This is a genomic window from Fortiea sp. LEGE XX443 (genome assembly GCF_015206815.1).
GTDB lineage: Bacteria > Cyanobacteriota > Cyanobacteriia > Cyanobacteriales > Nostocaceae > Nostoc_B.
The window spans coordinates 39160-60899 of sequence record NZ_JADEXZ010000020.1 but is presented as its reverse complement, the minus strand read 5'-3'; the positions used below and the strand labels follow the sequence as shown (position 1 = coordinate 60899).

Below are 21740 nucleotides of genomic sequence, written 5' to 3'. Positions count from 1 at the left end.
GCGAGCAGCAGCCAACAGCATCTCTACATCACTTTATACTTCATACTTCACACTTTAGACTTCTTATGGGTCTACCCAACGTTCATCTGCTTTAATTAAGTTGATTAACTCCTCCACACCTTGGGCTTCCGGTACTTTTTTAATTTCTTCTCGCCCACGATACAAAGAAATGTAACCGGGAGTTTTGCCAACATAGCCGTAGTCAGCATCTGCCATTTCGCCAGGGCCGTTAACGATGCAACCCATAACGGCTATATCTAAACCAGTTAAGTGCTTGGTAGCTTCTCGAACTTTGTGTAGCACTTCCTCTAAGTTAAATAAAGTGCGTCCACAAGAAGGACAGGCGACGTATTCCACCATTGTTTTCCGCAATCCCAAAGCTTGTAAGATGCTGTAACAAACAGGGATTTCGTTCTCTGGTGCTTCTGTGAGTGATACGCGGATGGTGTCGCCGATGCCATCTGCAAGTAAGGTGGCAATACCAGCTGTAGATTTAATTCTGCCGTATTCTCCATCACCTGCTTCTGTTACACCCAGATGCAAGGGATAATCCATACCTAATTCATCCATGCGCTTGGCTAATAGGCGATAGGCGGCCACCATCACGGGAACTCGTGAAGCTTTCATGGAAATAACTAGGTTGTGGAAATCTAAAGATTCACAAATGCGAATGAATTCTAAAGCCGATTCCACCATTCCTTCTGGGGTGTCGCCGTAGGTAAACAGCATTCTTTCGGCTAAGGAACCGTGATTGACACCAATACGCATGGCTTTACCTTGGTCGCGCAAAGAAACTACTAAAGGTTCTAGAGTTTCCCGAATTTTTTCGCCAATTTCTGCAAATTCAGCTTGATTATATTCAGTGCGATTGGTGTTTGGTTTTTCAAACACATACAAACCTGGATTAATACGTACCTTCTCGATGTGCTTGGCGACTTCTAGGGCAATTTTCATGCCATTGTGATGCACATCCGCCACAATTGGGACATCTTGGTAACTTTTAATGAGTTTTTGCTTAATTTCTGCCAAGGCTACAGCGTGAGCTATGCTAGGCACAGTGACACGAACGATTTCACAGCCAACTTCGTGCAAACGACGAATAGCGGCTACAGAACCATCAATATCAAGAGTATCTTCATTAATCATTGACTGCACCACAACAGGGTAGCCACCGCCAATGGTGACATCACCAACCTTTACAGGACGGGTTTTGCGCCGCTTAATGGTAGTGTCAAAGGTGGGTTGACTAGATGTGATGTTTGAAGTGGTAGGTGTAGGAAGAGTTTGCATAACTCTATGAAGTAAATTTTTGTAGCTAAAATATCAGATTTAACATCCTTGTCTCTCAGATTGCCACAGGATGTGCTGGTTTGGATGATGCGATCGCCAAAAAGAAGATAAAAAATCTGATAACTACAACTTAAAGATTCTTAATTTTTAGGAGCGATCGCCACATCTATAAAATATTGCATCATAAATCTACTTACTCTCAGTACCAACGGCAACACAGTAAAGCGCCGCATGACGTTTTCCATCAATACCTAACATGGTGTTCAAACTTACATCATAGAATCCACCTATACAAAGACTTTCCAGCCCCAATTGCACAGCCATGAGACATATATTTTCAGCTTGATGACCAGCTTCTAAAAGTGCAAAACGGTAGCCACGCGCACCGTATTTACACATTGAGCGCATAAAAACAGACGTAAACACAAACAAAGCATTCGCATTCACTGCGTAATCTTGTTGCAATAACGGTTCCACAAAATCTGCTGGTACTAAATTATTGACCCGATGAAGCCCGTGACCACGTGGTTCGTAGTGATACAATCCGGCGGCTAAACCTTCTACCGCTTGCGTCGATACAAAAAGCTCAATCGGATAAAGTCCTCCCGCAGATGGTGAGTTTCGAGCTTCATAAGTGTAATCATCCATTTGACGCAGCCCATTGAGGCCACATCCTGCATCCAGCAGTTGAGCCAATTTGATCAACGGCATAGATGTATTTTCAAACGATCGCACAGAAGAACGCCGCTGCAAAAGCTCCGTCAGCGGGTTATTGTGTGGTGCTGGCGGCAGTTCCAGAAAAGGAGCCTCCGGCATATACCGCAGTTCGGTAGCCGGAACACGCTTGACATAACTTTTAGGTACTGGAGAGTTTAAATGATATAGAAGCGCTAACTCCAGTGGCTCGTTGGCTGTGTACATAACTCTAATTTCCTCAAACTAATCATAAGAAGACTTTCAAGCCTGTCACCTGTTCCCTGCATTAAGCCATAGGATGTGGGCAAGGATTTAAGTCGTCTGCGGTACGTCGTCCACCATAACCTAACCTTTCTGGTACCTCGAACAAACGCCGACTCCCCAGTGGCTCTAGTCCGTGGCCAAAATATATAGGGACTAGTTCACTAGCCAAAATCCGCACTACTCGGAAACCGAGTGACGCAATATCAGGAGTTGTAATCTCCACCAAATATGGTTCAGCACCCACTGAATGCAACCTTGCAATGACCGATTGCAATTTTTCTACCTCTGCTGAAGACGTGTAAATTGGTAAATCTTCAACTGTTATGTATTGGTCATGGTCAAATAAGAAATCCAACTCGCCCAGCCGAGCCGTTTTGTAGAAAAAAGCGCTGTGATCGTCCAAATTTTTAATATCTTCATATGTATTAAGATTAGCCCCAGCGCCGCCAGCCTTGCGTTCTATGTCACCAAAGCGGGCTTGGCAAACTTCAAAAATTGCCTTGCGAAGCGCTGTTGCCCCATCGAGATGGCATCCTAAGCCAGTCGCAACAGCTGGGCTTCTGCCTGAACGGTCAATTAACATTGCCATCACAACCGGGACTTTAATATCAGTAGTAAAATCGAAGGCTACTAACTCAACGCCAAATCGATTATAGTGGCGTAAAATTTCAGTCTCAATTCCTGGCCGGTGAGCGAAATAAATGCGTGGAGCAGGTAGGCGGTTTAACCATGTAATTATAAAAGCATCGCGCTCAATCAACTCGCACAAACCACCGTAGGCAGCAAACTCAAGATTTGGGCCACTAGCCATCCCATTAGAAGTGACAGGTAAAATATAATCTCCTTCTAAATCGCTGTCCCAGTCCAAATAAACCATAAACGCTGGAACGAAAACCTGTTGGTTGCTTACCAAAGAAAGGGCAGGCATCCATGAAGTCTGCGTTGTTGGATCGAAAGCTGGATATGGAAAAGTTGGGTCAGAGTATTGTTTTTCAGAAAAAGAGAAAAAAGCTGGAGGATAGACGGCATTATCGCCTAATTCTGCGTAGCTACTAAAAATTAGTTGCCGAGGATCAACAATACCCCCGCAGTAGCGCTCAATAGCTTCGCCTACAGCACCAAAAATTGCTTGCTCATCAGTCATCCCCCTACCTACACCGTAGCGTAAATCATCCTGCTGCTTGCGAAGCTGAAAATTTGCTAATTCGGCTTGCCACAAAACAGGCAGATCAAACTCTGTATAAGGCTTGGTGAATCTATCAATGGCTCGGATAATTCCTGTATGGGGGCTAACTAAATCGCGCCAGCGTGGACTAGCAACTGCTGCATTCACCGTATTCTCTCCTGTCTTGACAGTAGCGAGTATTGAGTGTTGACTTTTTACACTGTCACCTGTTTTGGTGAGCAATGCGGACAACCTGGTTTCTTTAGCACAACGTTGTGAGTTAGCTTTGTGCCGAGCAAGTCTAGATGCAGTAATTTACCATCAGTGGCGATCGGTAAACCGAGCAACATCTTCACTGCTTCAAGAGCTAGGTAACTTCCAACCAACATCTGACCTATGGGCAAGCTTTCTCGCAGCCGTGGTTGAGAACGGCGTTCTCGGTTAAGAAATTGTTCAATCGCCAATTCTGCTTCTGGAAGCTTGGCACAAGCCATAGACCGCATTCGATAGCAAAGATAGCAGGGATTTTCCTGAGAAAAGACTAATGGCCCGACAGTTCCTCCAACACCAGCCGCCCCGCCTGGGAGCAGTGGGCGCTGCATTTTCAGGCATAGTCTGTTCAGGCGATATGCTAAATTCACAGATACGGCATCGGTGGCGACAATTACGAGATCAACGTCATCCAGCAAAGCATTTACTGTAGCGTCGTCCGTCAAAGAATCTGTCACGATCTCAGTCTGGATTACTTCTGCGATCGCCTCTATTTGTCTAGCCGCTTCCACACCTCGAAAAGCACCGATTTTATTTATCCAGGCTGACATCATCAGGGAATCAGACTCAACAGTGCAGACATCATCGCACAGGCGAAGAAAACCGATACCAGCAGTAGCCAAATTGGTTGCTGCTACCAGCCCCGAACCTCCAAGTCCAAAAATAGCTACTCTAGCATTAGCTAAGTGTTTCAGGACATCTTTTTGCTCAAAGCCTAGCTCGTGATAAAGGCTGATTTGAGGGAGTAAATAAGCCCGATTATCTAAATCAACTGGCTCTTCTACAAACTCTTCAACTAAGCGATTGTCCATCAAAAATTCTAGACATTGATTTAATGAAGCATCTGTCAATTTTTCCCCAAGCTTATCCCGGACTTCTCCTATTGTTTGGGAGCCGTTTAGTAAAGGTAAGACAATCTTTTCTACATCGTGCAGTGCTTGACCCTTCACTGTCAGCGTTCGTCGCGTCGTATTGAAGATCATAGTTTCTTCACCATTGCAATCTGGAGGTACAACGTGAATAACAACATGTTCTAGTAGACGCAAGCGTTGATCATCGTTTAATTTCATAGGCTTTGTTTTATTATCCCAAGCTCTATAAAAGAAATAGGAATATCAAAAAACTCGATTTTATCCAGCAATATTCAGAAAATGAAAACCCTGTTTTTACGGCTATAACACTGGTGAATTTAAAAAAAGTGTACAAAAAACAGGGTTTTATCGGCTATTGGAGACAGATTTTGTAACTCTAAACTCAAGAAATTTGGTTTATAGAATTACTGAATTGCTGCTCTATCTCCAGGTTATTTAGTATCCAAATCCGAATTCATCATTGTCTTCTAGTACAGCTGATACTGTTCCGGCATCACTAACTCTACATCCGCAGCCTCGACATCCGCCACATCCACGACATCCGCCACATCCACGACATCCGCAGCCACGGCATCCACGGCAGCCAAAACATCCTCTACATCCAACACATCCAACACATCCAACACATCCACCACATCCGCCGCAATTAGCAAACCATCTTTGGGTAATCGGAGAGTCAAATTCTCCTGGCATTGCTAACTTTTCTAAAGCTGCTATTTCCTCATCAGATAATAGAAGTTGTTCTAGTTTGTCTGCTTTGTCTACCAAACGCATATCTATTGTTTGTTGGGTCAGTGTTTTTTCTGCAAGCATGGTGACTTACTCCTGTTAACTTCAATTCATTAGCTTGGTTACAAATCTGCATTCAAGTTCATGAAAAATTTGGATGCTGTTTTTGCATCAATCCATTTTCACAAAAGAATTCATATTTGAACTAGTGAGTGTAAAGAATGACCAAAAAATCAGACAATGATTAATGCCTAACTATCATCCCTACACAGGTATAGTTAAACAAAAACACTAAGCCTCTTATTCAGAGTCTTACTAGTCCACAAAAGGTCAAAAGCACTTTATTGTGAGTGCAGAGAACTTCCCTGTGGGATTTATATTCCCTAAAACCTAGTCTTTGAGAAAATTTTCGCTACTGTTAGCGTCACATTGTCTTTTTTGATCATCTAACTTCTATAACATTATCTTTTTCCAGAGCTTTTTATTCTTTCCTAAGTAGTATTGTTTTTACACTTAATAGTAATATTGTTCTTTCTTAGGTAGTATTGTTTTTAGTTTAGATAGCACCTAATATAACTTGCTGCATTAGATTACTGATGCAGAGAAACTAGAGAAACTTTAGAATAAAATGCCCTCTGATAATGAAGGACAACTTTGTAATACTGCTTATAGGGATATCATTAAGACCGCAGAGGGGCAACGAGGAAAGAGTTTTAGATTTTTGCACAGATGTATCGAATCATTATTAATCAACTGGACTTAAGATAAAGCGTATTTTATTTAACATCGAATAAAAAATCAGGTTTAATTGATGAGCGATTTAAGAATTTGGTTTACAGATTACACTAGAGCTTTATTTCGTTCTCTGCCATTGTTATGGACAGCAGCGCCTAAAGAAATGCTCTTTCTGATTGCTGTCACTTTATTACAAGGGTTTCTTCCGGCTATAAGTGTTTGGATTACCAAGGTAGTGGTAGATACTGTGACAACAGCTTTGACATCCGGCATAGAATTAGGCTATGCAATCCTTGCTCCTTTGGTAGCAGGATGGGTTGGAGCTTTGCTGCTAGAGACGCTTTTATCTCCTTGGATATTCGCACTTCAGGGTAATCTCAATGACAAGTTAACGGCTCACATTAGCTTATTGTTAATGCGTAAAGCTGATACTTTTTCAGATTTGAGTCGTTTTGAAGATTCTCAGTTTTATGATGAACTACAACTTCTCCAAGAACAAGTCAGCTATAAACCATTGAGCTTACTGGAGAACTTGGTTGAATTAGGTCGGTCTTTTGTGACTTTGGTCGTGATAGTTGGTCTACTAGTTCCCCTAGCTTTTTGGATACCTCTGGTGATTGCGATCGCAACTATACCCCAGATAGTAGTTTCTTCTCAGTATGGAAAAGCTATTTGGCTAACTTTATTTGAGAACAGTCCTCAAGCTCGGAGAATGGATTATTATACTTCGGTGATGCTCACTGATACCTACGCCAAAGAAATCAGACTGTTTAAGCTAGGTTCATTTTTTATGGAGCGTTATCTGCAAGCATTTCAGTCTCTACATCAAACTATGCGTCATTTGAGGGGCAAGCAAGCATTTTGGTCGTCTAGTTTAGCTATTTTAAGTACATTGGGAAATGGTTTTTCTTTCTACTGGGTGGTACAGAAGGCTTTTAGAGGAGAATTCAGCCCAGGTAGTGTACTTTTGTTTGTACAGTCATTGACTTACTTCCAGAATAATCTAGAAAGATTTGTTGCTAATTGGCTAGAACTGTTTGAAAATGTCCTTTACATGCAGCAATTTTTCAATTTTCTCGATTGCCCAATCCCAATGGCACTAAGTATACCTGGAGAGAAAGTCCCAACCCCGATTCGTTCAGGTATTACTTTTGAGAAAGTTGACTTTCGCTACCCAGATGGTCGATTAGCTCTCCAGGATATTTCTTTTACCCTTTACCCTAGGCAAACAGTAGCCATAGTAGGAGACAATGGCGCAGGTAAAACTACTTTAGTTAAGTTGTTGACGAGGCTGTACGATCCCACACAAGGATGTATTTTAGTCGATGGTATAGACCTGAGAAATTTAAATTTAGAGCAGTGGCGGCAGCAAATTGCTGGAGTTTTTCAAGACTTTGGTCACTATGCTCTCACTCTAGGGGAAAATATCGCTTTGGGAAACCTAGCTGCTCTAGAGCGTCCTGATATTCTCAGAGATGCCGTGGAAAAAGCCGATATTGTTAAACTAGTGGATGATTTTCCCGCAAGGGAGGATACACCACTGGGTAAGCAGTTTGGTGGTACAGAACTTTCTGGTGGTCAATGGCAAAAGTTAGCTCTGGCTCGTGCTTTTGTTCGCAAAGAAGCCCAGTTACTGCTGTTGGATGAGCCGACTGCGGCACTTGACCCCCGCAGCGAATATGATCTCTACCTGCGTTTTATTGAGTTAACAGAGGGCAAAACGACTATTCTAATTACTCATCGGCTGGCTTCAGTGCGGATGGCTGACCGTATTCTAGTTCTCAAAGCAGGTCACTTAATTGAGGATGGCACTCACCAGGAACTTTTACAGCGTGGAGGCGAATATACGGCACTGTGGAATATGCAGGCACAACATTATGGTGTTTCTGATTACAAGTAGTCGCGCGTAGAGACTGAATACTAATATCCCCCATGATGTTGCCTATCATCATCCTACTTACGACCCCGGTCACGATGGCCAAACCGACCCCTGTCGCGCCCAGGTATTTGTGATATTCGATCTTCACTAGGCTGCGAAGATATGCTTAGTTGTTCAGAATTTCGTGTTTGAGGTGGTTTAGAGTATGCAAGTGCTGGTGTATCTATAGGCAAACAGATGCCTATCAAGGATGTTGCAATTAACAAAGATTTCAGCGTTGCAGACATATCAATTTACTCCTGTTTGACACGTAGCGAATTGTAAATATCAGGGCATTAAACTGCAAACAAAGCATTTTTGAAACCACAATAAGTGTTCAAAAAACACGAAGCATTAGATCAAATGCTGGATGATTTACATCAGCATAATTGTTGACCTCACTTATAAAATCAGGTATTTGTATACCTAGTTATTTGACATTAAACATTCTTTGTTAAGGATTAATAACGCAAAAGATAGAACATAAATTCCATCTTTTGGATGCTAGGAAGGATAATTCATTACAGCAAAAAGTTATTTTGAATACAAACACTAGATAATTGGAGCGATATAGCTACAAACTTTCACAACCTACATCCCACAAGAATAATATGAATAAATAACGGCCACATACCTAACTCACTTGACAATATGTAGCTATTTGGTGGTTTTTTAAGACTTATTTATATAGTTAGTAGTGCGTAATTCGTATGTATTGCTTATTCTCTAGCTCAAAGTATTTTAAAACAAACTATGATAGCAAGATTTACAGATTTTCTACAATAACTGACAAGACAGTTAAAAAACTTATCATGCTTTAAATTTTTATCATTGACCTTTTGATAGATTAGACCTCATATATAAAAACAGTATATTTGGACGAGCTAACATAGAATTTGTCCTTGCTTCTCATGCTAAATCAGTAAACTGCATCTCAACAGCCCAACAGTTATTTACTTTATTTTTAGGTAATCTGATAAGTCATGACATCCCCTGAGCCTCAAACTGATTTCGGCAAAGAACTCTCTCAGACATCATATGAACCACCTCAACAAAAATGGCGGTGGTGGCGATTATTGTTAGCTTTAATACTAATATTAGGGGGTGGAGTTGCGATCGCTTGGCGTTTAATTACTCCCATACATCAAACACCGTCAACAACTGCTCAACTATCAGGGGTAAGAGCCAAAATTTCATCTGTACAAATAGGCACAATCGAAGAAAGTTCAGACTATATTGCCAGTTTGGAATCTCGGCGTTCTATCAACCTCCAGTCAAGAATTCCAGGGCAAGTTACTCAGATATTTGTGAAGCCGGGTGATACTGTCACCACAGGAACACCAATTATCCAAATAGATTATAAACCGCAACAAGCAACAGTCGTGGGAAATAATGGTGCAACTCAAGTGGCCGCAGTACTACTCGAAAATGCCCGCTCCACACTCCGCGCCTTAGAAGTAGAAAGACTTTCTAAAGTTGCCGATGTGCGGTTAAATCAACTAGAGTACGAAAAATATGCCACCTTGGCAGACCAAGGCGCAGTATCACGACAAAGTAAGGATTTTTATGCCGACAGGCTGGCTACAGCGAAGACTAATCTTGGTGCTGTTGATTCGAGAATTCAAGCCCAAAAAGCCAGTATCTTCCAGGCCGAAACAGCTATCCAGCAAGTCGATACAAACATTAGACAACAACCAGTCCAGCTTCAGTATGACAAAATTACCGCTCCCTTCAGTGGCACGGTGGGTGATATCCCCGTAAAAATTGGTGATTTTGTCAATAATTCCGCACGACTAGTTACAGTTGCTCAACACCAACCTTTAGAAGTTACATTATCTCTACCATTAGAACGAAGTTCGCAATTACGTAAAGGAATGCCTGTAGAGATTATCAACGCCCAAGGGGAAATTCTGGGTACAAGTCGAGTATTTTTAATTGCTCCCAATGTCAACAATGAGCCACAATCAATATTGATTAAAGCACTGTTTAACAACGCCCAAGGGCAGCTAAGAGCAGGCCAATTAGTACGGACAAGAATTATTTGGAGTCAGCGTTCAGGGGTTTTAATTCCTACTACAGCAGTAACTCGCGTAGCTGGGGAAACTTTTGTTTATGTAGCGAAAACAGAAACAACCCCTCAAGGAGTTTCGCAATTGGTAGCTCAACAAAGGCGGGTGAAGTTAGGCAATATCAAACGTAACTATTACCAAGTTTTAGCAGGATTACAGCCAGAAGATGAAATTATTATCTCAGGACTGCTGAATGTCCGGGATGGCGTGCCTATTGTTCCTGAATCTTAGTGCTAATTTCCCTATTGTAGCAACTGTCATGAACTACCCCTGGCTACTTCGTTGAGCCAGGGGTTTCTACATCCCCCGGCGTAGCCTGAGATTTTTGATCAAAACAGGGTTGCAGCCAGTAGGGTGCGTTAGGACTAAAGTCCTAACGCACCATCAGAGATTTACCTGTTTGATAGGCTAAATTTTTCAGTCTCAGCCAAACTAAAATCGCACAAGCAATATAAAACTCCGAATTAATAAGTAAGTAGGTCGGTGTTAAAAATTGTCGTTATGACAAGGCAGGAGGCAGAGGGCAGAAGGCAGAAGGGAAGAGGTTTTCAAGCTACTTTACTTTCCGTTACATTGTTCCGTTTATTTGCACCTTTCTACTTAATCAGACAGAATTAATTACACAAATTTTTGACTGTAACCTGTAACCGTTCGGCTGACGCTCACGGCGGAAGCCTTTAATACCGTTTCACTTTAAGTTTGATACAAGTAGGTCGCAGGGGGGCAGGGGGTAGGGAGCAGAGGGAAAGAATTAAAAACCATTAATTTGTATCAAGATTTTCGTGAATTGGTATAACCTGTCACCTATCTCCACCCATGAATTTTATTGTGTCCGACTACTTACAAAGCTTCACTCAGCATTTTTTTAATTTCAATTCTCCTTGACATATCAAGTTTTTTTGAAATAACTTGAGTAACAAATTAACTTTTTTGACATGTCAGGTGCAAATGTTCTTCCTTCAAGCAATAAACTCAGTTTTACCAAAATTGCTGGCTAATTGCTGGCGAGAAGCTTTAGCTGAAGCAATTGGAAGCTTTATTTTAGTTTTTGCAGGTACTGGTGCAGTGATGGTGAACAGCATAAGTCAAGGCGCTGTCACACATATGGGTATTAGTATTGTCTTCGGCGCTGTGGTTGCGGCATTAATTTATTCATTAGGACATTTAAGCGGCGCACATTTCAACCCAGCAGTAACACTGGCTTTTTGGACGAGTGGTTTTTTTCCCAAACGGCGAGTGTTGCCCTATATTTTGGCACAGTTAGGAGGTGCGATCGCGGCCTCAGCTTTATTAGTAATTAGTTTAGGAAAAGTTGGCAATTTAGGCGCAACTTTACCACTGCATGGGAATTGGTTGCAGTCTTTAGTGCTAGAGTTTGTTCTAACTTTTATTTTGATGCTGATTATATTCGGTTCAGGATTAGATAGACGCGCCCACATTGGTTTTGCTGGGTTAGCAATTGGTTTAACTGTAGGCGTAGAAGCCGCATTTATGGGGCCAATAACTGGTGCAAGTATGAATCCGGCGCGTTCCTTTGCACCAGCTTTTGTAGGAGGAATTTGGCAAAATCATTGGGTTTATTGGATAGCACCAATTTTAGGAGCGCAACTAGCAGTGGTAGTATATCGTCAACTTTCTAATGGATTTCGGGATTGCCGTTAAACCCCAAAGTTGAATACAACTTTTATCCATAATATAAGATTGTTGGGTATTCTCTAGTTTGCGATCGCCACGCTTACCGATGATTGAAGTTGAACATCTCAGTAAAACTTACGGTTCTACCCCAGCGATTACCGATGTAACTTTTCGGGTTGAACCAGGGGAAATTTTAGGGTTTTTAGGGCCGAATGGCGCTGGTAAAACCACAACCATGAGAATTTTGGCTGGCTACTTACCAGCAACTAGCGGTACAGCGAAGATTGCAGGGTTTGATGTCCACGATAATTCTCTGGCTGTACGTCAACGAATTGGCTATTTACCAGAAACACCGCCGTTATATCCAGAAATGACGGTCGAAGGATTTTTGCATTTTGTGGCGCGAATTAAAGGAGTACCAGCAGGAGATCGCATTGCAAAAGTCCAAGCAGCGATCGCACGATGTAACTTAGAAGATAAGCAACGAGTAATTATTCGCAAACTTTCTAAAGGATATCGTCAAAGGGTAGGCATTGCTCAGGCGATCGTTCATGACCCACCAGCCATCATCCTCGATGAACCCACAGTCGGACTTGATCCCCGACAAATCATCGAAGTCCGAAATTTAATTAAAAACCTAGCTGGGACACACACAATTATTCTGTCTACGCATATTTTGCCAGAGGTGAGCATGACCTGTACTCGTGTCGCCATCATTAATCGCGGCAAAGTTGTAGCCACCAATACCCCAGAAAATTTAATGACACAATTGACAGGTGGCTCAGGATATGAAGTAGAAATTGAAGGCGAAGCTAACCTAGCGAAACAAGTATTGCAAAACGTCGCGGGCGTGAGTTTGGTAGAATCAATTCCTGGTCATCATCTCACCCATGCTACAGACGGTCGTGCTTATTTGCGGGTGATTTCCCAACCGGGAACAGAACCGGGACGAGAAATCGCCGCCACCTTAATCCGGTCTGGATTTGGTTTACAAGAAATGCGTCGAGTCAGCGCCACCTTAGAAGATGTATTCTTACAACTGACCACAGAAGAAAAGCATTTTGAACCAGAGATAAACTCAATAGCCAAAGAAGGAGAAGCAGCATAAATGGGTATAGTACTGGCGAATATTATTGCCATTTATCGCCGAGAGTTACAGAGTTATTTTGTCTCGCCATTAGCTTATGCGATCGCTGGCGTATTTTGGTTAATATCTGGGTTGTTCTTCGTAACAATTTTGTTTGGCCCCGATGGAATTTTACCAGCCGTTGCAGCCATAGACTTACAGGGTCAACAACTGGGTGTACCAGTACCCTTAATTGATGTCCCCTACGAATTTATCCGAGCATATTTAGATCGTATGGGTTGGCTATTGCTGTTTATTTTGCCAATTTTATCAATGGGACTTTACGCCGAAGAACGCAAGCGTGGCACATTAGAGTTGTTAGCCACCTCACCCCTAACTAACTGGGCAGTAGCCGTCGGGAAATTATTAGGAGTGGTGACATTCTTAATTACAATGGTTGCACCCATGCTGATATTTGAAGCGATCGCCCTCAGTGGTTCCAACCCTCCCATATCGCCAGCAATCCCCCTACTCGGTCATTTTGGCTTAATCTTGCTGGCAGCCGCAATTTTATCATTAGGAATGTTCATTTCTTCATTAACAGACAGCACCATCCTCTCCGCCGTCCTCACCTTTGCGTTGGTTTTGTTATTGTTGTTTGTCGATTTAATTGCCAAAAGTATTGGCGGGCCTGTAGGAGAAGCCTTAGCACATTTGTCTTTACTCAAACATTACAACACCTTTATCCAAGGAATTTTCGATACCAGCGCCTTAACTTTATTTGCTAGTTATATTTTTTTAGGTATCTTTCTCACAGCCCAATCAATTGATGCCCTGCGTTTTCAACGGCAATAGTTAGTAGTGATCTGTCTCACTAAATTTGCTAGGATAACATGTTTTCTATTTCCCTTCTTCCTTAGCGTCCTTAGCGTCCTTTGCGGTTCGTTATTGACAATTGACTCTTGACAATAACATGAAAAAAATTACAAAAAAGCAACCTTGGAAATACTTATTTTGGCTAGGGCCATTTTTATTCATGGTCGGCTTCACAACCGGGTTAGTATCTGGTAGCTGGGGAATAATACCCTTAGCATTTATAATTCCCGGAATTGCCATTGTTATATTTTGGATAGTTTGGCAAAGCCAGCAAAGCCGTTGGTGGGCTAGTCGTTCTACCCAAGCTGGGACTAATGCCCTAATTGCAACTGTGGCCGTCTTAATAATTTTAGGATTAATTAACTTTTTGAGCGATCGCTATCAACTACGCCAAGACTTAACTGAAACTCAGTTATTTACCCTTGCACCCCAATCACAAGAATTAGTTCGTCGTCTCCCCCAGCCCGTAAAAATATGGGTATTTGACGTTACTCAAAATCCCCAAGACAGAGAATTACTAGAAAACTATCGGCGACAAAGTTCCAAGTTTCAGTTTGAATATATTGACCCCCAAACCAGGCCAGGAATAGCAGAGAAGTTTGGGGTTAAAGATTATGGCGAAGTGTATCTAGAATCTGGAAATAACCGCCAATTAGTGCAGAATGTCAATATTAATGAACGCTTATCAGAAATTAGATTAACCAACCGATTACAGCAACTCACTGGTTCCACAGTCGTCAAAGCCTACTTTCTCCAAGGACACGGCGAACGTCCCTTTACAGGTGGTGAAGGTGGAATTTCCCAAGCTATACAAGGATTAACCGACAAAGGTTATACCGTTGAACCGTTGAATTTAGTTGAAAAACCTCAAGTTCCTGAAGATGCTGCGGTTTTAGTAGTAGCAGGTGCTAAACGCGGACTCTTTGACGCTGAGGTGAAAGCTTTACAAGACTATCTCAATCGTGGCGGTAACTTACTACTGATGATTGATCCCGATACTGACCCCAAACTTAACAGCTTATTACAAGAGTGGGGTGTGCGCTTAGATAATCGTTTAGCCGTTGATGTCTCCGGTGCTGGTGTTGGACTTGGCCCAGCCGCACCCATCATCAACGAATATGGACAACACCCAATTACCAAAGATTTCGGTAACGGTATTTCTTTTTATCGCTTGGCTAGACCGATAGAAATTACCTCTGTGGCTGGTGTTCAGTCCACTCCCCTACTACGAACCAAACCCTATCCCAATACCTGGGCGGAAAGCGACCTGCAAAGCGAAAAATTAGAATTCAATCCTGACAAAGACCTCAAAGGGCCGCTGACCTTAGGTGTGGCGTTGACAAGAAAATTGCCAGCTATATCTAACCCGACTCCCATACCCGCAACTACTCCCTCACCTTTACCCCCACCTACAATTCAAAGTCAAGCTAGTCCAACTCCCACAGCCACAACTACTCCCTCACCCACAACTCAAAGTCAAGCTACTCCCGCAACAGAAGATAAATCTGAACAAACATCCAAAGAATCACGGTTAGTAGTCTTCGGCAATTCTGATTTCGCTACCGATGGGCTTTTTCAACAGCAACTGAATGGCGATGTATTTCTCAATTCTGTAACTTGGCTGAGTCAACAAGACCAGCAACCCCTTTCAATTCGTCCCAAAGAACCAAGAAACCGTCGGATTACTCTATCTACGTCACAAGCTAATGTCTTAACACTATCGTCTCTGTTATTTTTACCTGTGCTTGGCTTCTTAACAGCTGCTTTCATGTGGTGGCGAAGACGGTAAGAAGAAGTATGAAGTATGAAGTATGAAATTTCAACCTTTTGACTATTGACCAATGACTATTCCAAAAACGACTTTAATTTTGATATTGTTAGCGCTGGGTTTGGGTGCTTTCGTGTATTTCCATGAAATCAAAGGTGCGACTCAGCAACAAGAAGTCAAAGAGAAACAGCAACAGATTTTTACTTTTGCAGAAGATGATGTGCAGTCTTTGACAGTGAAAACTAAAAATAGCACTGTGGTATTAGAACGCAACCCTCAGTCGAATAATCCCAAATGGTTTTTGAAATCGCCAATATCAGAGCCAGCAAATGATGCTATTGTTGCTTACTTAATGGATTTGTTAGTTAAGGGTAAGAGCGATAGCACTGTATCAATTCCCGCTAACCAACTGGCAGAATTTGGTTTAGCTCAACCCAACGCCACTATTGATATTAAACTGAAAAATCAGAAAGCCCATCAGTTAATTTTAGGCAAATCTGATTTTAATAATCGTTTTGTGTATGCTCAAGCTAACTCGCCTACGCAACCAAACGGTAATATAAATGTATTATTAGTATCTAAAGATTTTGCTAATGCCGTCAATCGAGAAATATCAGAATGGCAACAACCAATTGATAATAAATCAACACCTTTACCTAGTAATCTTCCTCTACCAACACCATAGATAAAGGATGAAGTCTGAAGTTAAATTTTTTATTACGAATTACGTTAGCGAGTCTTCGTACTCCTGCCGAGAAGCAAGCGTTCGACTGAACTCACGCCGAAGTCTACGCTTTCAGCGTCTCGTAGAGAGCGCCATTACGAATTACGAATTACGAATTATTATATGTCTAACCCAACTGCAACTTTGCTAATTTCTTGCCCCGACCAACGAGGACTAGTTGCGAAAATTGCTAACTTTATTTATGCCAATGGTGGCAATATTATTCATGCAGATCAACACACAGATTTTTCGGCTGGGTTATTTCTTACCCGTATAGAATGGCAATTAAATGGGTTTAATTTACCTAAAGATTTGATTGCGCCAGCGTTTAATGCAATTTCTCAACCTTTAGGTGCTAAATGGCAACTACATTTTTCTGATACTATACCACGTATAGCCATTTGGGTGAGCCGCCAAGACCATTGTCTCTACGATTTGATTTGGCGACACCGTGCTAAAGAATTTGCAGCAGAGATTCCTTTAATTATTAGCAACCATCCTCATTTAAAAGTAGTAGCAGACCAATTTGGTATTGACTTTCATCACATTCCCATTACCAAAGAAAATAAACCAGAGCAAGAAACTAAACAAATAGAATTATTACGTCAATATAAAATTGATTTAGTTGTATTAGCAAAATATATGCAAATTGTCAGTGCTGATTTTATTACTCAATTTCCGCAAATTATTAATATTCATCACTCCTTTCTACCAGCTTTTGTAGGCGCAAATCCATATCACAGAGCTTTTGAAAGAGGGGTAAAAATTATTGGTGCAACCTCCCATTATATCACTACAGATTTAGATGCAGGGCCAATTATTGAACAAGATGTCGTAAGAGTCAGTCACCGCGATGAAGTTGAAGATTTGGTCAGAAAAGGTAAGGATTTAGAGCGAGTTGTTTTAGCAAGGGCAGTGCGATTACACTTACGAAATCGCGTGCTGGTTTATGGCAATCGCACAGTCGTTTTTGAGTGAATGATGTAATTGAGCTTTGTTACACTACATATACCTACTCAAATCTTTACTGAAGATGTTTGGTATTATATAAAAAAGCGGCGATAGTAAAGAATGATTGTGATAGACCTGTTATTTCTCCTGATGATTGAGAAATAAATTTTATAATGTTATATTATGCCAGCACGAGATATCTTTCACAACGCAGTCAAAAAAGGACTAGAAAAAGAAGGGTGGAAAATTACCCATGATCCCTTACGCGTAAGTTTCGAGTTAGGAGATATGTATATAGACTTAGGTGCAGAAAGAATTCTAGCGGCAGAAAGAGAGGGTGAAAAAATTGCTGTTGAAGTTAAAAGCTTTTTTAAAACATCCGCCATTTCTGAATTTCACACAGCTTTAGGACAGTTTATTAACTATCGACTAGCATTGTATGAACAAGAACCAGACCGTACTCTCTATTTAGCAGTTCCTATCGATACATATACTTCATTCTTTACTATCAGACTTGTACAAAACATTATTAAAACATATCAACTTAAATTGATTACTTATAAACCTGTAATGCAAGAGATAGTCGGATGGATAAACTAACAAAATACCAACAAATAATTCAGCAACTTCTCCAAGAATATGCTTCAATCTCTGGTCAAGATCCAGAAATTGAAACCCAGTTAATTTTTGACACAGAACATCACCACTATCAACTTGTAAATGTTGGCTGGAAAAATGACCGTCGTGTTTATGGTTGTTTTATACATTTAGATATCAAAGATGGTAAAGTTTGGGTGCAACACAATGGGACAGAAAATGAAGTAGGAGAAGATTTAGCAAATTTAGGTATCCCTAAGCACGATATTGTCATAGGCTTTCATTCGCCATTTAAGCGCCAATTTACAGATTATGCTGTGGGTTAAATATCCATCTGACTCGCTAGTGACAGTTTCAGCTAATATAATGATGCAAACTCCTCACAATTTACCCTGACAAAATTCATCTATCCAAGAAGCTACACTACGAGCATTAGTGCTAGGAAATGTCTGAGTTTTGCTAGGTGTGTTTTGTAGTTCCAGCTTTTCTGTTAGTTTACCATTGCGGGAAATTTCTGGAGTCACAGCCGATGATGGTAGCGTTCTCGTTTGACTTACTACTGCTGTTTTATGAGAAGTTACAACGCTTCTATGCACTACTTTGCCATGATTAGGAATTTCCACTGCTAAGGCTATGGTTTTACCGTTGCTGGGAAATGTCGCAGTTAAAGCTAAAGATGATGTTGGCTTGTTTTGGCGTGATTTACTAGAGGTTGGTATCTTGCTAGAAGATTGGAGAGTGACCTTGGTAGCAACTGCAAACGCTGGTAAAGGTTTGTGTGCCTGTGGTAAATCCGAGGCGATTTTTTCGGCATGTTTTATTTTAGCTGGAGACGGAGGAACAATCTCAGTTTTAACTACTAGCGATCGCATAGCGTCTCCTTGGGAGAATCGCACAGGTTTTTCCTCAAAAAATTCGCTTTGATTTGGCTGTACAGATGAAGCATTATCTGAGTTTGTCAAACGTAACTCTTCATCGGGATTGAAGTTAAGCCCCAAAGCTGAGACTATCGCATCAGGATTATTATTCAAATCCATCATAAAAGCCAACATCTGCTCAAATTCTGGCTCTAAAACCGATAAAGTAGCCAAAATAAAACCCGATGATGGTCGTCGCAGGCCATTATAATTTCCCCAAACTCGCATTTTCACCAGCCAAGGACGATTTTGTTTGTAGTAACTCAGCCACTTCATTTTCAACGATTGACGTAGCTGTTGAATATTCATCGGATGCCTCACTTGAGTCAAAAATAGTGCAGACCTGGTTGTTTGTAATTGGCTTTATCCCTGGGTATGAAACCGATAATAAAGCATATGTTTGACTCTTTCACCACATAGTAGATGTTGTTCTACCAATAGAGGTATTTCAAGTGGTTTAACGCCGCTATACCAGACCATATCGGGTAGAATCAGCACCATCGGCCCGTTACCACACTGTCCTAAGCAACCACTGGCTGTTACAGTCACACCTAGAACTGGCAATTTCGTAAAGGCTTCTAATACCTTAGTCGCGCCTTGCTTTTTACAGGTGCGATTTTGGCACACCCGCACACACCTCTGGGTAGACACTTGACAACTGGTTACCGAGTTTGATGGTTGAGTTACGTTTGACATTTATTATTTGTCCTTTGTCATTGGTCATTAGTCAAAAGGTAGGAGGCTAAAAGATAAAATTTCATAATTCATACTTTTTTGTTCTTTGCACCTTTACTAACTAAACGTGAATTCGACAAGTTTTTTTGGCGACCTCTCCCCAAACCCCTCTCCGACGCGGAGAGGGGCGTAAAGAACTGAAAAATTAAAGTTTTAAAGCCTTTCAGGGGAGAGGTTTGGAGAGGGGTTTTTCTTGCCATCGAATTCACGTTAACTAAGCTTCAAAACAAATGACCAGCGACTAACGAAGTATGAAGTGTAAAGGATGAGAGTTAAACAATGAACTCAGTAAATGTTCGCTTTTGGTCGGTTAAAAAATCAATATTTTTTCCTCAACTCAAGCCATATCACGTAATTGGTAAAATATTTTCATACTTCACACTTCATACTTCAGCCTTCTTTTGACTAATCTACTGAAAGTCCTTTGGAGGCAAGCCAATCGCGGTTAAATATCCGTGATTGATAGCGGGAACCACTATCACAAAGGATAGTGACAATGGTATGACCAGGGCCTAATTGCTTCGCCAAAGCAACAGCCGCCGCCACATTAATACCTGTCGAGCCACCCATAAAAAGGCCGTCTTTCCGTAGCAATTGGTAAACGACGCGCAAGGCTTCTGTGTCATCTATTTGGATAGCATCATCAGCAGGTGCGCCTTCCATATTTGCTGTAATTCTGCTGTTACCAATGCCTTCAGTAATAGAATTACCTTCTAGATGGATTTCACCAGTTTTGATATAGCTATAAAGTCCACTACCTAAAGGATCGGCAACAACACATTTAATCGCCGGATTTTTTGATTTCAGGTACAACGCCACACCAGCAAAGGTTCCACCAGTACCAGTTGCCGCCACCCATCCGTCTATTTTACCATCTGTCTGTGTCCAAATTTCTGGGCCTGTAGTTTCGTAGTGGGCGTGGCGATTAGCTAAATTATCAAATTGATTTGCCCAAATGGCATTGTCTAACTCAGCGGCAATTCTACCAGATAGCTTGACGTAGTTATTTGGGTCTTTATAAGGTACGGCGGGGACAGGACGAACTTCAGCCCCTAATGCTGTCAGTGCATCGATTTTTTCTTGAGACTGAGTATTAGGAATGATAATTAGGCATTTGTAGCCTTTGGCGTTGCAAATATGCGCCAGTCCAATACCAGTGTTACCAGCGGTTCCCTCCACCACAGTACCACCGGGTTTGAGTAAACCTTTTTCTTCCGCATCTTGGATGATATACAGTGCGGCTCGGTCTTTAACTGAACCACCAGGGTTGAGAAACTCTGCTTTAGCCAGGATTTCGCATCCTGTTTCTTCACTAAAACTGTTTAACCGAATCAGGGGAGTATTACCTACAGCGCCGATAAAGCCGTTTTTAATGTCCATTTTTCATCTACTTGAATTCTTGCCTATAAAAATTTTGGCTTATGGCGGTGGCAGTATTTACGGTTTCTATATAGATTTTCTGCTAAATCAACTACTAAATTTTAGTGAAGTTCAGGATTTAAGCAAGAGTATGAAGAAACAAGCCGCAAAGGACATGAAGTTATAAGAGTTTGATAGAGTTCTTGCTTAAGTTTTCAAGTTCAAAATAAATTCCTGTTCATGAGAACAACCTTCCCCAAAATGGTTTTTCCAGTTTTTTCACTCGATCAAGAGCATCTTGATAATTATAGGACTTACGCAAAATTATGGAAAAACGTAGACCGAAGGGCTTGCCGTAGGCTACCGCATACCCTTGCGCTTAAGCAAGCGTTCGACTGAGCTCACGCCGAAGTCTACGCATAGCGTCTACCCTTGGGAGAAGGACACATAGACGCGCAAGCGGCTACTCTACAAGAACGCTAAGAGCGAACCCGCAGGGTAGGACACAAAGTTAAGAAGGTTTCAGAGAGTTCTTGCGTAAGTCCTAAATTACTTATCTTGTTCTGCTGCAAGTAAAGTTGTACTGCTTGATTGTAGTTGGCGATCGCCCCTTGCTTGTCTCCTAAATTGATATCTCGCCAAATTAATTGCGTTCCGTAAGTCACGATTAATTTGGCAAAACTCAAAAAACTGTGCGTCTGTCATTTGCATTGATGGCGGAATTCGCACGACTAAAGGCGATGAAAGCATAGTAGTTTTCTCCCAGTTGGCTACTAAACTAAGCGCTCAACTTAATTTTTATTTTCCCGCAAACCATTATTGTTAGGAGGAACATTTATGAGATTCCCATGTCATCCTGCAAGTATTCAGAGAAATTTTCATACCTAAACCTCATCTATCTTGGGATCTGGAGTTTTTGATTATTTTGTTGTGTCATTGCGACGTAAGGAAGCAATCTCATAATCTCGATAAAAAACTACGATTCTCAAAGTAGACGAGGTTTAATTAGTTAAGTAAAGAAATATCACAACTAAATCAGACTAAAAAATACTAGTTTTATGATAATTTTTCTCTAAAATTTCTGGAATGCAAATGGATTTTGTG

Annotated in this window: 21 protein-coding genes and 1 pseudogene; 11 read left to right on the top strand and 11 right to left on the bottom strand. The window is 41.4% G+C overall.

Translation table 11 applies throughout. The annotated features are described in order from the left end of the window. Positions 1-63: 63 nt before the first annotated feature. Both ispG and IQ259_RS10335 read right to left on the bottom strand, forming a co-directional pair. Complete coding sequence (ispG, locus tag IQ259_RS10340) at positions 64-1290, bottom strand: (E)-4-hydroxy-3-methylbut-2-enyl-diphosphate synthase (RefSeq protein WP_193884348.1); 1227 nt, start codon at positions 1288-1290, stop codon at positions 64-66. A gap of 189 nt (positions 1291-1479) precedes the next feature. Continuing rightward, positions 1480-2001: a SagB/ThcOx family dehydrogenase gene (locus IQ259_RS10335; RefSeq protein ID WP_255525313.1), complete on the bottom strand. Its 522-nt coding sequence runs from the start codon at positions 1999-2001 to the stop codon at positions 1480-1482. On the opposite strand from IQ259_RS10335, the gene IQ259_RS27130 reads away from it, so the two are divergent. After that, positions 1988-2143, top strand: coding sequence for a hypothetical protein (locus IQ259_RS27130; RefSeq protein WP_228014473.1), 156 nt, complete (start codon positions 1988-1990; stop codon positions 2141-2143). The two genes, IQ259_RS10335 and IQ259_RS27130, sit on opposite strands and share 14 nt — an antisense overlap. Before the next feature lie 129 nt (positions 2144-2272). Here IQ259_RS27130 and IQ259_RS10330 read toward each other — a convergent pair whose 3' ends face one another. From IQ259_RS10330 to IQ259_RS10320, 3 genes are all read right to left on the bottom strand, one after another. Further along, a complete protein-coding gene (locus IQ259_RS10330) occupies positions 2273-3583 on the bottom strand; it encodes a YcaO-like family protein (protein WP_193884344.1) in 1311 nt (436 codons plus the stop codon). Between the two features lie 47 nt (positions 3584-3630). Then, positions 3631-4755: a TOMM precursor leader peptide-binding protein gene (locus IQ259_RS10325; RefSeq protein ID WP_193884342.1), complete on the bottom strand. Its 1125-nt coding sequence runs from the start codon at positions 4753-4755 to the stop codon at positions 3631-3633. A 237-nt stretch (positions 4756-4992) separates the two neighbouring features. Then, positions 4993-5370, bottom strand: a complete 378-nt coding sequence (locus IQ259_RS10320; protein WP_193884340.1) for a hypothetical protein — start codon at positions 5368-5370, stop codon at positions 4993-4995. 727 nt (positions 5371-6097) lie between these two features. Between IQ259_RS10320 and IQ259_RS10315 the strand changes: the two genes are divergently transcribed. Continuing rightward, a complete protein-coding gene (locus IQ259_RS10315; protein WP_193884338.1) occupies positions 6098-7921 on the top strand; it encodes an ABC transporter ATP-binding protein in 1824 nt (607 codons plus the stop codon). A 53-nt stretch (positions 7922-7974) separates the two neighbouring features. Here IQ259_RS10315 and IQ259_RS10310 read toward each other — a convergent pair whose 3' ends face one another. Further along, positions 7975-8187: a hypothetical protein gene (locus IQ259_RS10310; protein WP_193884336.1), complete on the bottom strand. Its 213-nt coding sequence runs from the start codon at positions 8185-8187 to the stop codon at positions 7975-7977. Between the two features lie 735 nt (positions 8188-8922). Between IQ259_RS10310 and IQ259_RS10305 the strand changes: the two genes are divergently transcribed. From IQ259_RS10305 to IQ259_RS10265, 9 genes are all read left to right on the top strand, one after another. Next, a complete protein-coding gene (locus IQ259_RS10305) occupies positions 8923-10239 on the top strand; it encodes an efflux RND transporter periplasmic adaptor subunit (protein ID WP_193884334.1) in 1317 nt (438 codons plus the stop codon). 717 nt (positions 10240-10956) lie between these two features. Next, the gene (locus IQ259_RS10300) at positions 10957-11670 is read left to right on the top strand and encodes an MIP/aquaporin family protein (protein ID WP_193884332.1); all 714 of its coding nucleotides are present in this window, start codon (positions 10957-10959) and stop codon (positions 11668-11670) included. A 79-nt stretch (positions 11671-11749) separates the two neighbouring features. Next, complete coding sequence (locus IQ259_RS10295) at positions 11750-12751, top strand: ABC transporter ATP-binding protein (protein WP_193884380.1); 1002 nt, start codon at positions 11750-11752, stop codon at positions 12749-12751. After that, positions 12752-13564, top strand: coding sequence for an ABC transporter permease (locus IQ259_RS10290; protein WP_193884330.1), 813 nt, complete (start codon positions 12752-12754; stop codon positions 13562-13564). A gap of 118 nt (positions 13565-13682) precedes the next feature. Beyond that, a complete protein-coding gene (locus tag IQ259_RS10285) occupies positions 13683-15374 on the top strand; it encodes a Gldg family protein (RefSeq protein ID WP_193884328.1) in 1692 nt (563 codons plus the stop codon). A gap of 52 nt (positions 15375-15426) precedes the next feature. Next, the gene (locus IQ259_RS10280; protein WP_193884326.1) at positions 15427-16038 is read left to right on the top strand and encodes a DUF4340 domain-containing protein; all 612 of its coding nucleotides are present in this window, start codon (positions 15427-15429) and stop codon (positions 16036-16038) included. A gap of 162 nt (positions 16039-16200) precedes the next feature. Beyond that, on the top strand, positions 16201-17055 hold the full coding sequence (purU, locus tag IQ259_RS10275) for a formyltetrahydrofolate deformylase (RefSeq protein ID WP_193884324.1): 855 nt from the start codon (positions 16201-16203) through the stop codon (positions 17053-17055). 156 nt (positions 17056-17211) lie between these two features. Then, the gene (locus IQ259_RS10270; RefSeq protein ID WP_193884322.1) at positions 17212-17628 is read left to right on the top strand and encodes a XisH family protein; all 417 of its coding nucleotides are present in this window, start codon (positions 17212-17214) and stop codon (positions 17626-17628) included. Further along, on the top strand, positions 17616-17951 hold the full coding sequence (locus IQ259_RS10265; protein WP_193884320.1) for a XisI protein: 336 nt from the start codon (positions 17616-17618) through the stop codon (positions 17949-17951). The genes IQ259_RS10270 and IQ259_RS10265 overlap by 13 nt, the downstream gene beginning before the upstream one ends. 54 nt (positions 17952-18005) lie before the next feature. Here IQ259_RS10265 and IQ259_RS10260 read toward each other — a convergent pair whose 3' ends face one another. From IQ259_RS10260 to IQ259_RS27755, 5 genes and pseudogenes are all read right to left on the bottom strand, one after another. Then, the gene (locus tag IQ259_RS10260; RefSeq protein ID WP_193884318.1) at positions 18006-18851 is read right to left on the bottom strand and encodes a DUF5331 domain-containing protein; all 846 of its coding nucleotides are present in this window, start codon (positions 18849-18851) and stop codon (positions 18006-18008) included. Between the two features lie 54 nt (positions 18852-18905). Then, positions 18906-19238, bottom strand: coding sequence for a ferredoxin (locus IQ259_RS10255; protein WP_193884317.1), 333 nt, complete (start codon positions 19236-19238; stop codon positions 18906-18908). Positions 19239-19682: 444 nt separating this feature from the next. Further along, positions 19683-20657, bottom strand: coding sequence for a cysteine synthase A (locus IQ259_RS10250; RefSeq protein WP_193884315.1), 975 nt, complete (start codon positions 20655-20657; stop codon positions 19683-19685). A 458-nt stretch (positions 20658-21115) separates the two neighbouring features. After that, entirely contained in the window at positions 21116-21301 is a 186-nt protein-coding gene (locus IQ259_RS10245) for a hypothetical protein (protein WP_193884313.1), read from the bottom strand. Beyond that, a pseudogene (locus IQ259_RS27755) lies at positions 21291-21386 on the bottom strand (Uma2 family endonuclease); the annotation flags it as partial. The gene IQ259_RS10245 and the pseudogene IQ259_RS27755, both read right to left, overlap by 11 nt. Positions 21387-21740 lie beyond the last annotated feature (354 nt).

What these genes read in the sequence shown, in the direction of transcription:
- ispG (WP_193884348.1), bottom strand. Translation starts at nt 1,290, where the DNA reads ATGCAAACTCTTCCTACACCTACCACTTCAAACATCACATCTAGTCAA.
- IQ259_RS10335 (WP_255525313.1), bottom strand. Translation starts at nt 2,001, where the DNA reads ATGCCGTTGATCAAATTGGCTCAACTGCTGGATGCAGGATGTGGCCTC.
- IQ259_RS10325 (WP_193884342.1), bottom strand. Translation starts at nt 4,755, where the DNA reads ATGAAATTAAACGATGATCAACGCTTGCGTCTACTAGAACATGTTGTT.
- IQ259_RS10320 (WP_193884340.1), bottom strand. Translation starts at nt 5,370, where the DNA reads ATGCTTGCAGAAAAAACACTGACCCAACAAACAATAGATATGCGTTTG.
- IQ259_RS10315 (WP_193884338.1), top strand. Translation starts at nt 6,098, where the DNA reads ATGAGCGATTTAAGAATTTGGTTTACAGATTACACTAGAGCTTTATTT.
- IQ259_RS10310 (WP_193884336.1), bottom strand. Translation starts at nt 8,187, where the DNA reads ATGTCTGCAACGCTGAAATCTTTGTTAATTGCAACATCCTTGATAGGC.
- IQ259_RS10305 (WP_193884334.1), top strand. Translation starts at nt 8,923, where the DNA reads ATGACATCCCCTGAGCCTCAAACTGATTTCGGCAAAGAACTCTCTCAG.
- IQ259_RS10300 (WP_193884332.1), top strand. Translation starts at nt 10,957, where the DNA reads ATGTTCTTCCTTCAAGCAATAAACTCAGTTTTACCAAAATTGCTGGCT.
- IQ259_RS10295 (WP_193884380.1), top strand. Translation starts at nt 11,750, where the DNA reads ATGATTGAAGTTGAACATCTCAGTAAAACTTACGGTTCTACCCCAGCG.
- IQ259_RS10290 (WP_193884330.1), top strand. Translation starts at nt 12,752, where the DNA reads ATGGGTATAGTACTGGCGAATATTATTGCCATTTATCGCCGAGAGTTA.
- IQ259_RS10285 (WP_193884328.1), top strand. Translation starts at nt 13,683, where the DNA reads ATGAAAAAAATTACAAAAAAGCAACCTTGGAAATACTTATTTTGGCTA.
- IQ259_RS10280 (WP_193884326.1), top strand. Translation starts at nt 15,427, where the DNA reads ATGACTATTCCAAAAACGACTTTAATTTTGATATTGTTAGCGCTGGGT.
- purU (WP_193884324.1), top strand. Translation starts at nt 16,201, where the DNA reads ATGTCTAACCCAACTGCAACTTTGCTAATTTCTTGCCCCGACCAACGA.
- IQ259_RS10270 (WP_193884322.1), top strand. Translation starts at nt 17,212, where the DNA reads ATGCCAGCACGAGATATCTTTCACAACGCAGTCAAAAAAGGACTAGAA.
- IQ259_RS10265 (WP_193884320.1), top strand. Translation starts at nt 17,616, where the DNA reads ATGGATAAACTAACAAAATACCAACAAATAATTCAGCAACTTCTCCAA.
- IQ259_RS10260 (WP_193884318.1), bottom strand. Translation starts at nt 18,851, where the DNA reads ATGAATATTCAACAGCTACGTCAATCGTTGAAAATGAAGTGGCTGAGT.
- IQ259_RS10255 (WP_193884317.1), bottom strand. Translation starts at nt 19,238, where the DNA reads ATGTCAAACGTAACTCAACCATCAAACTCGGTAACCAGTTGTCAAGTG.
- IQ259_RS10250 (WP_193884315.1), bottom strand. Translation starts at nt 20,657, where the DNA reads ATGGACATTAAAAACGGCTTTATCGGCGCTGTAGGTAATACTCCCCTG.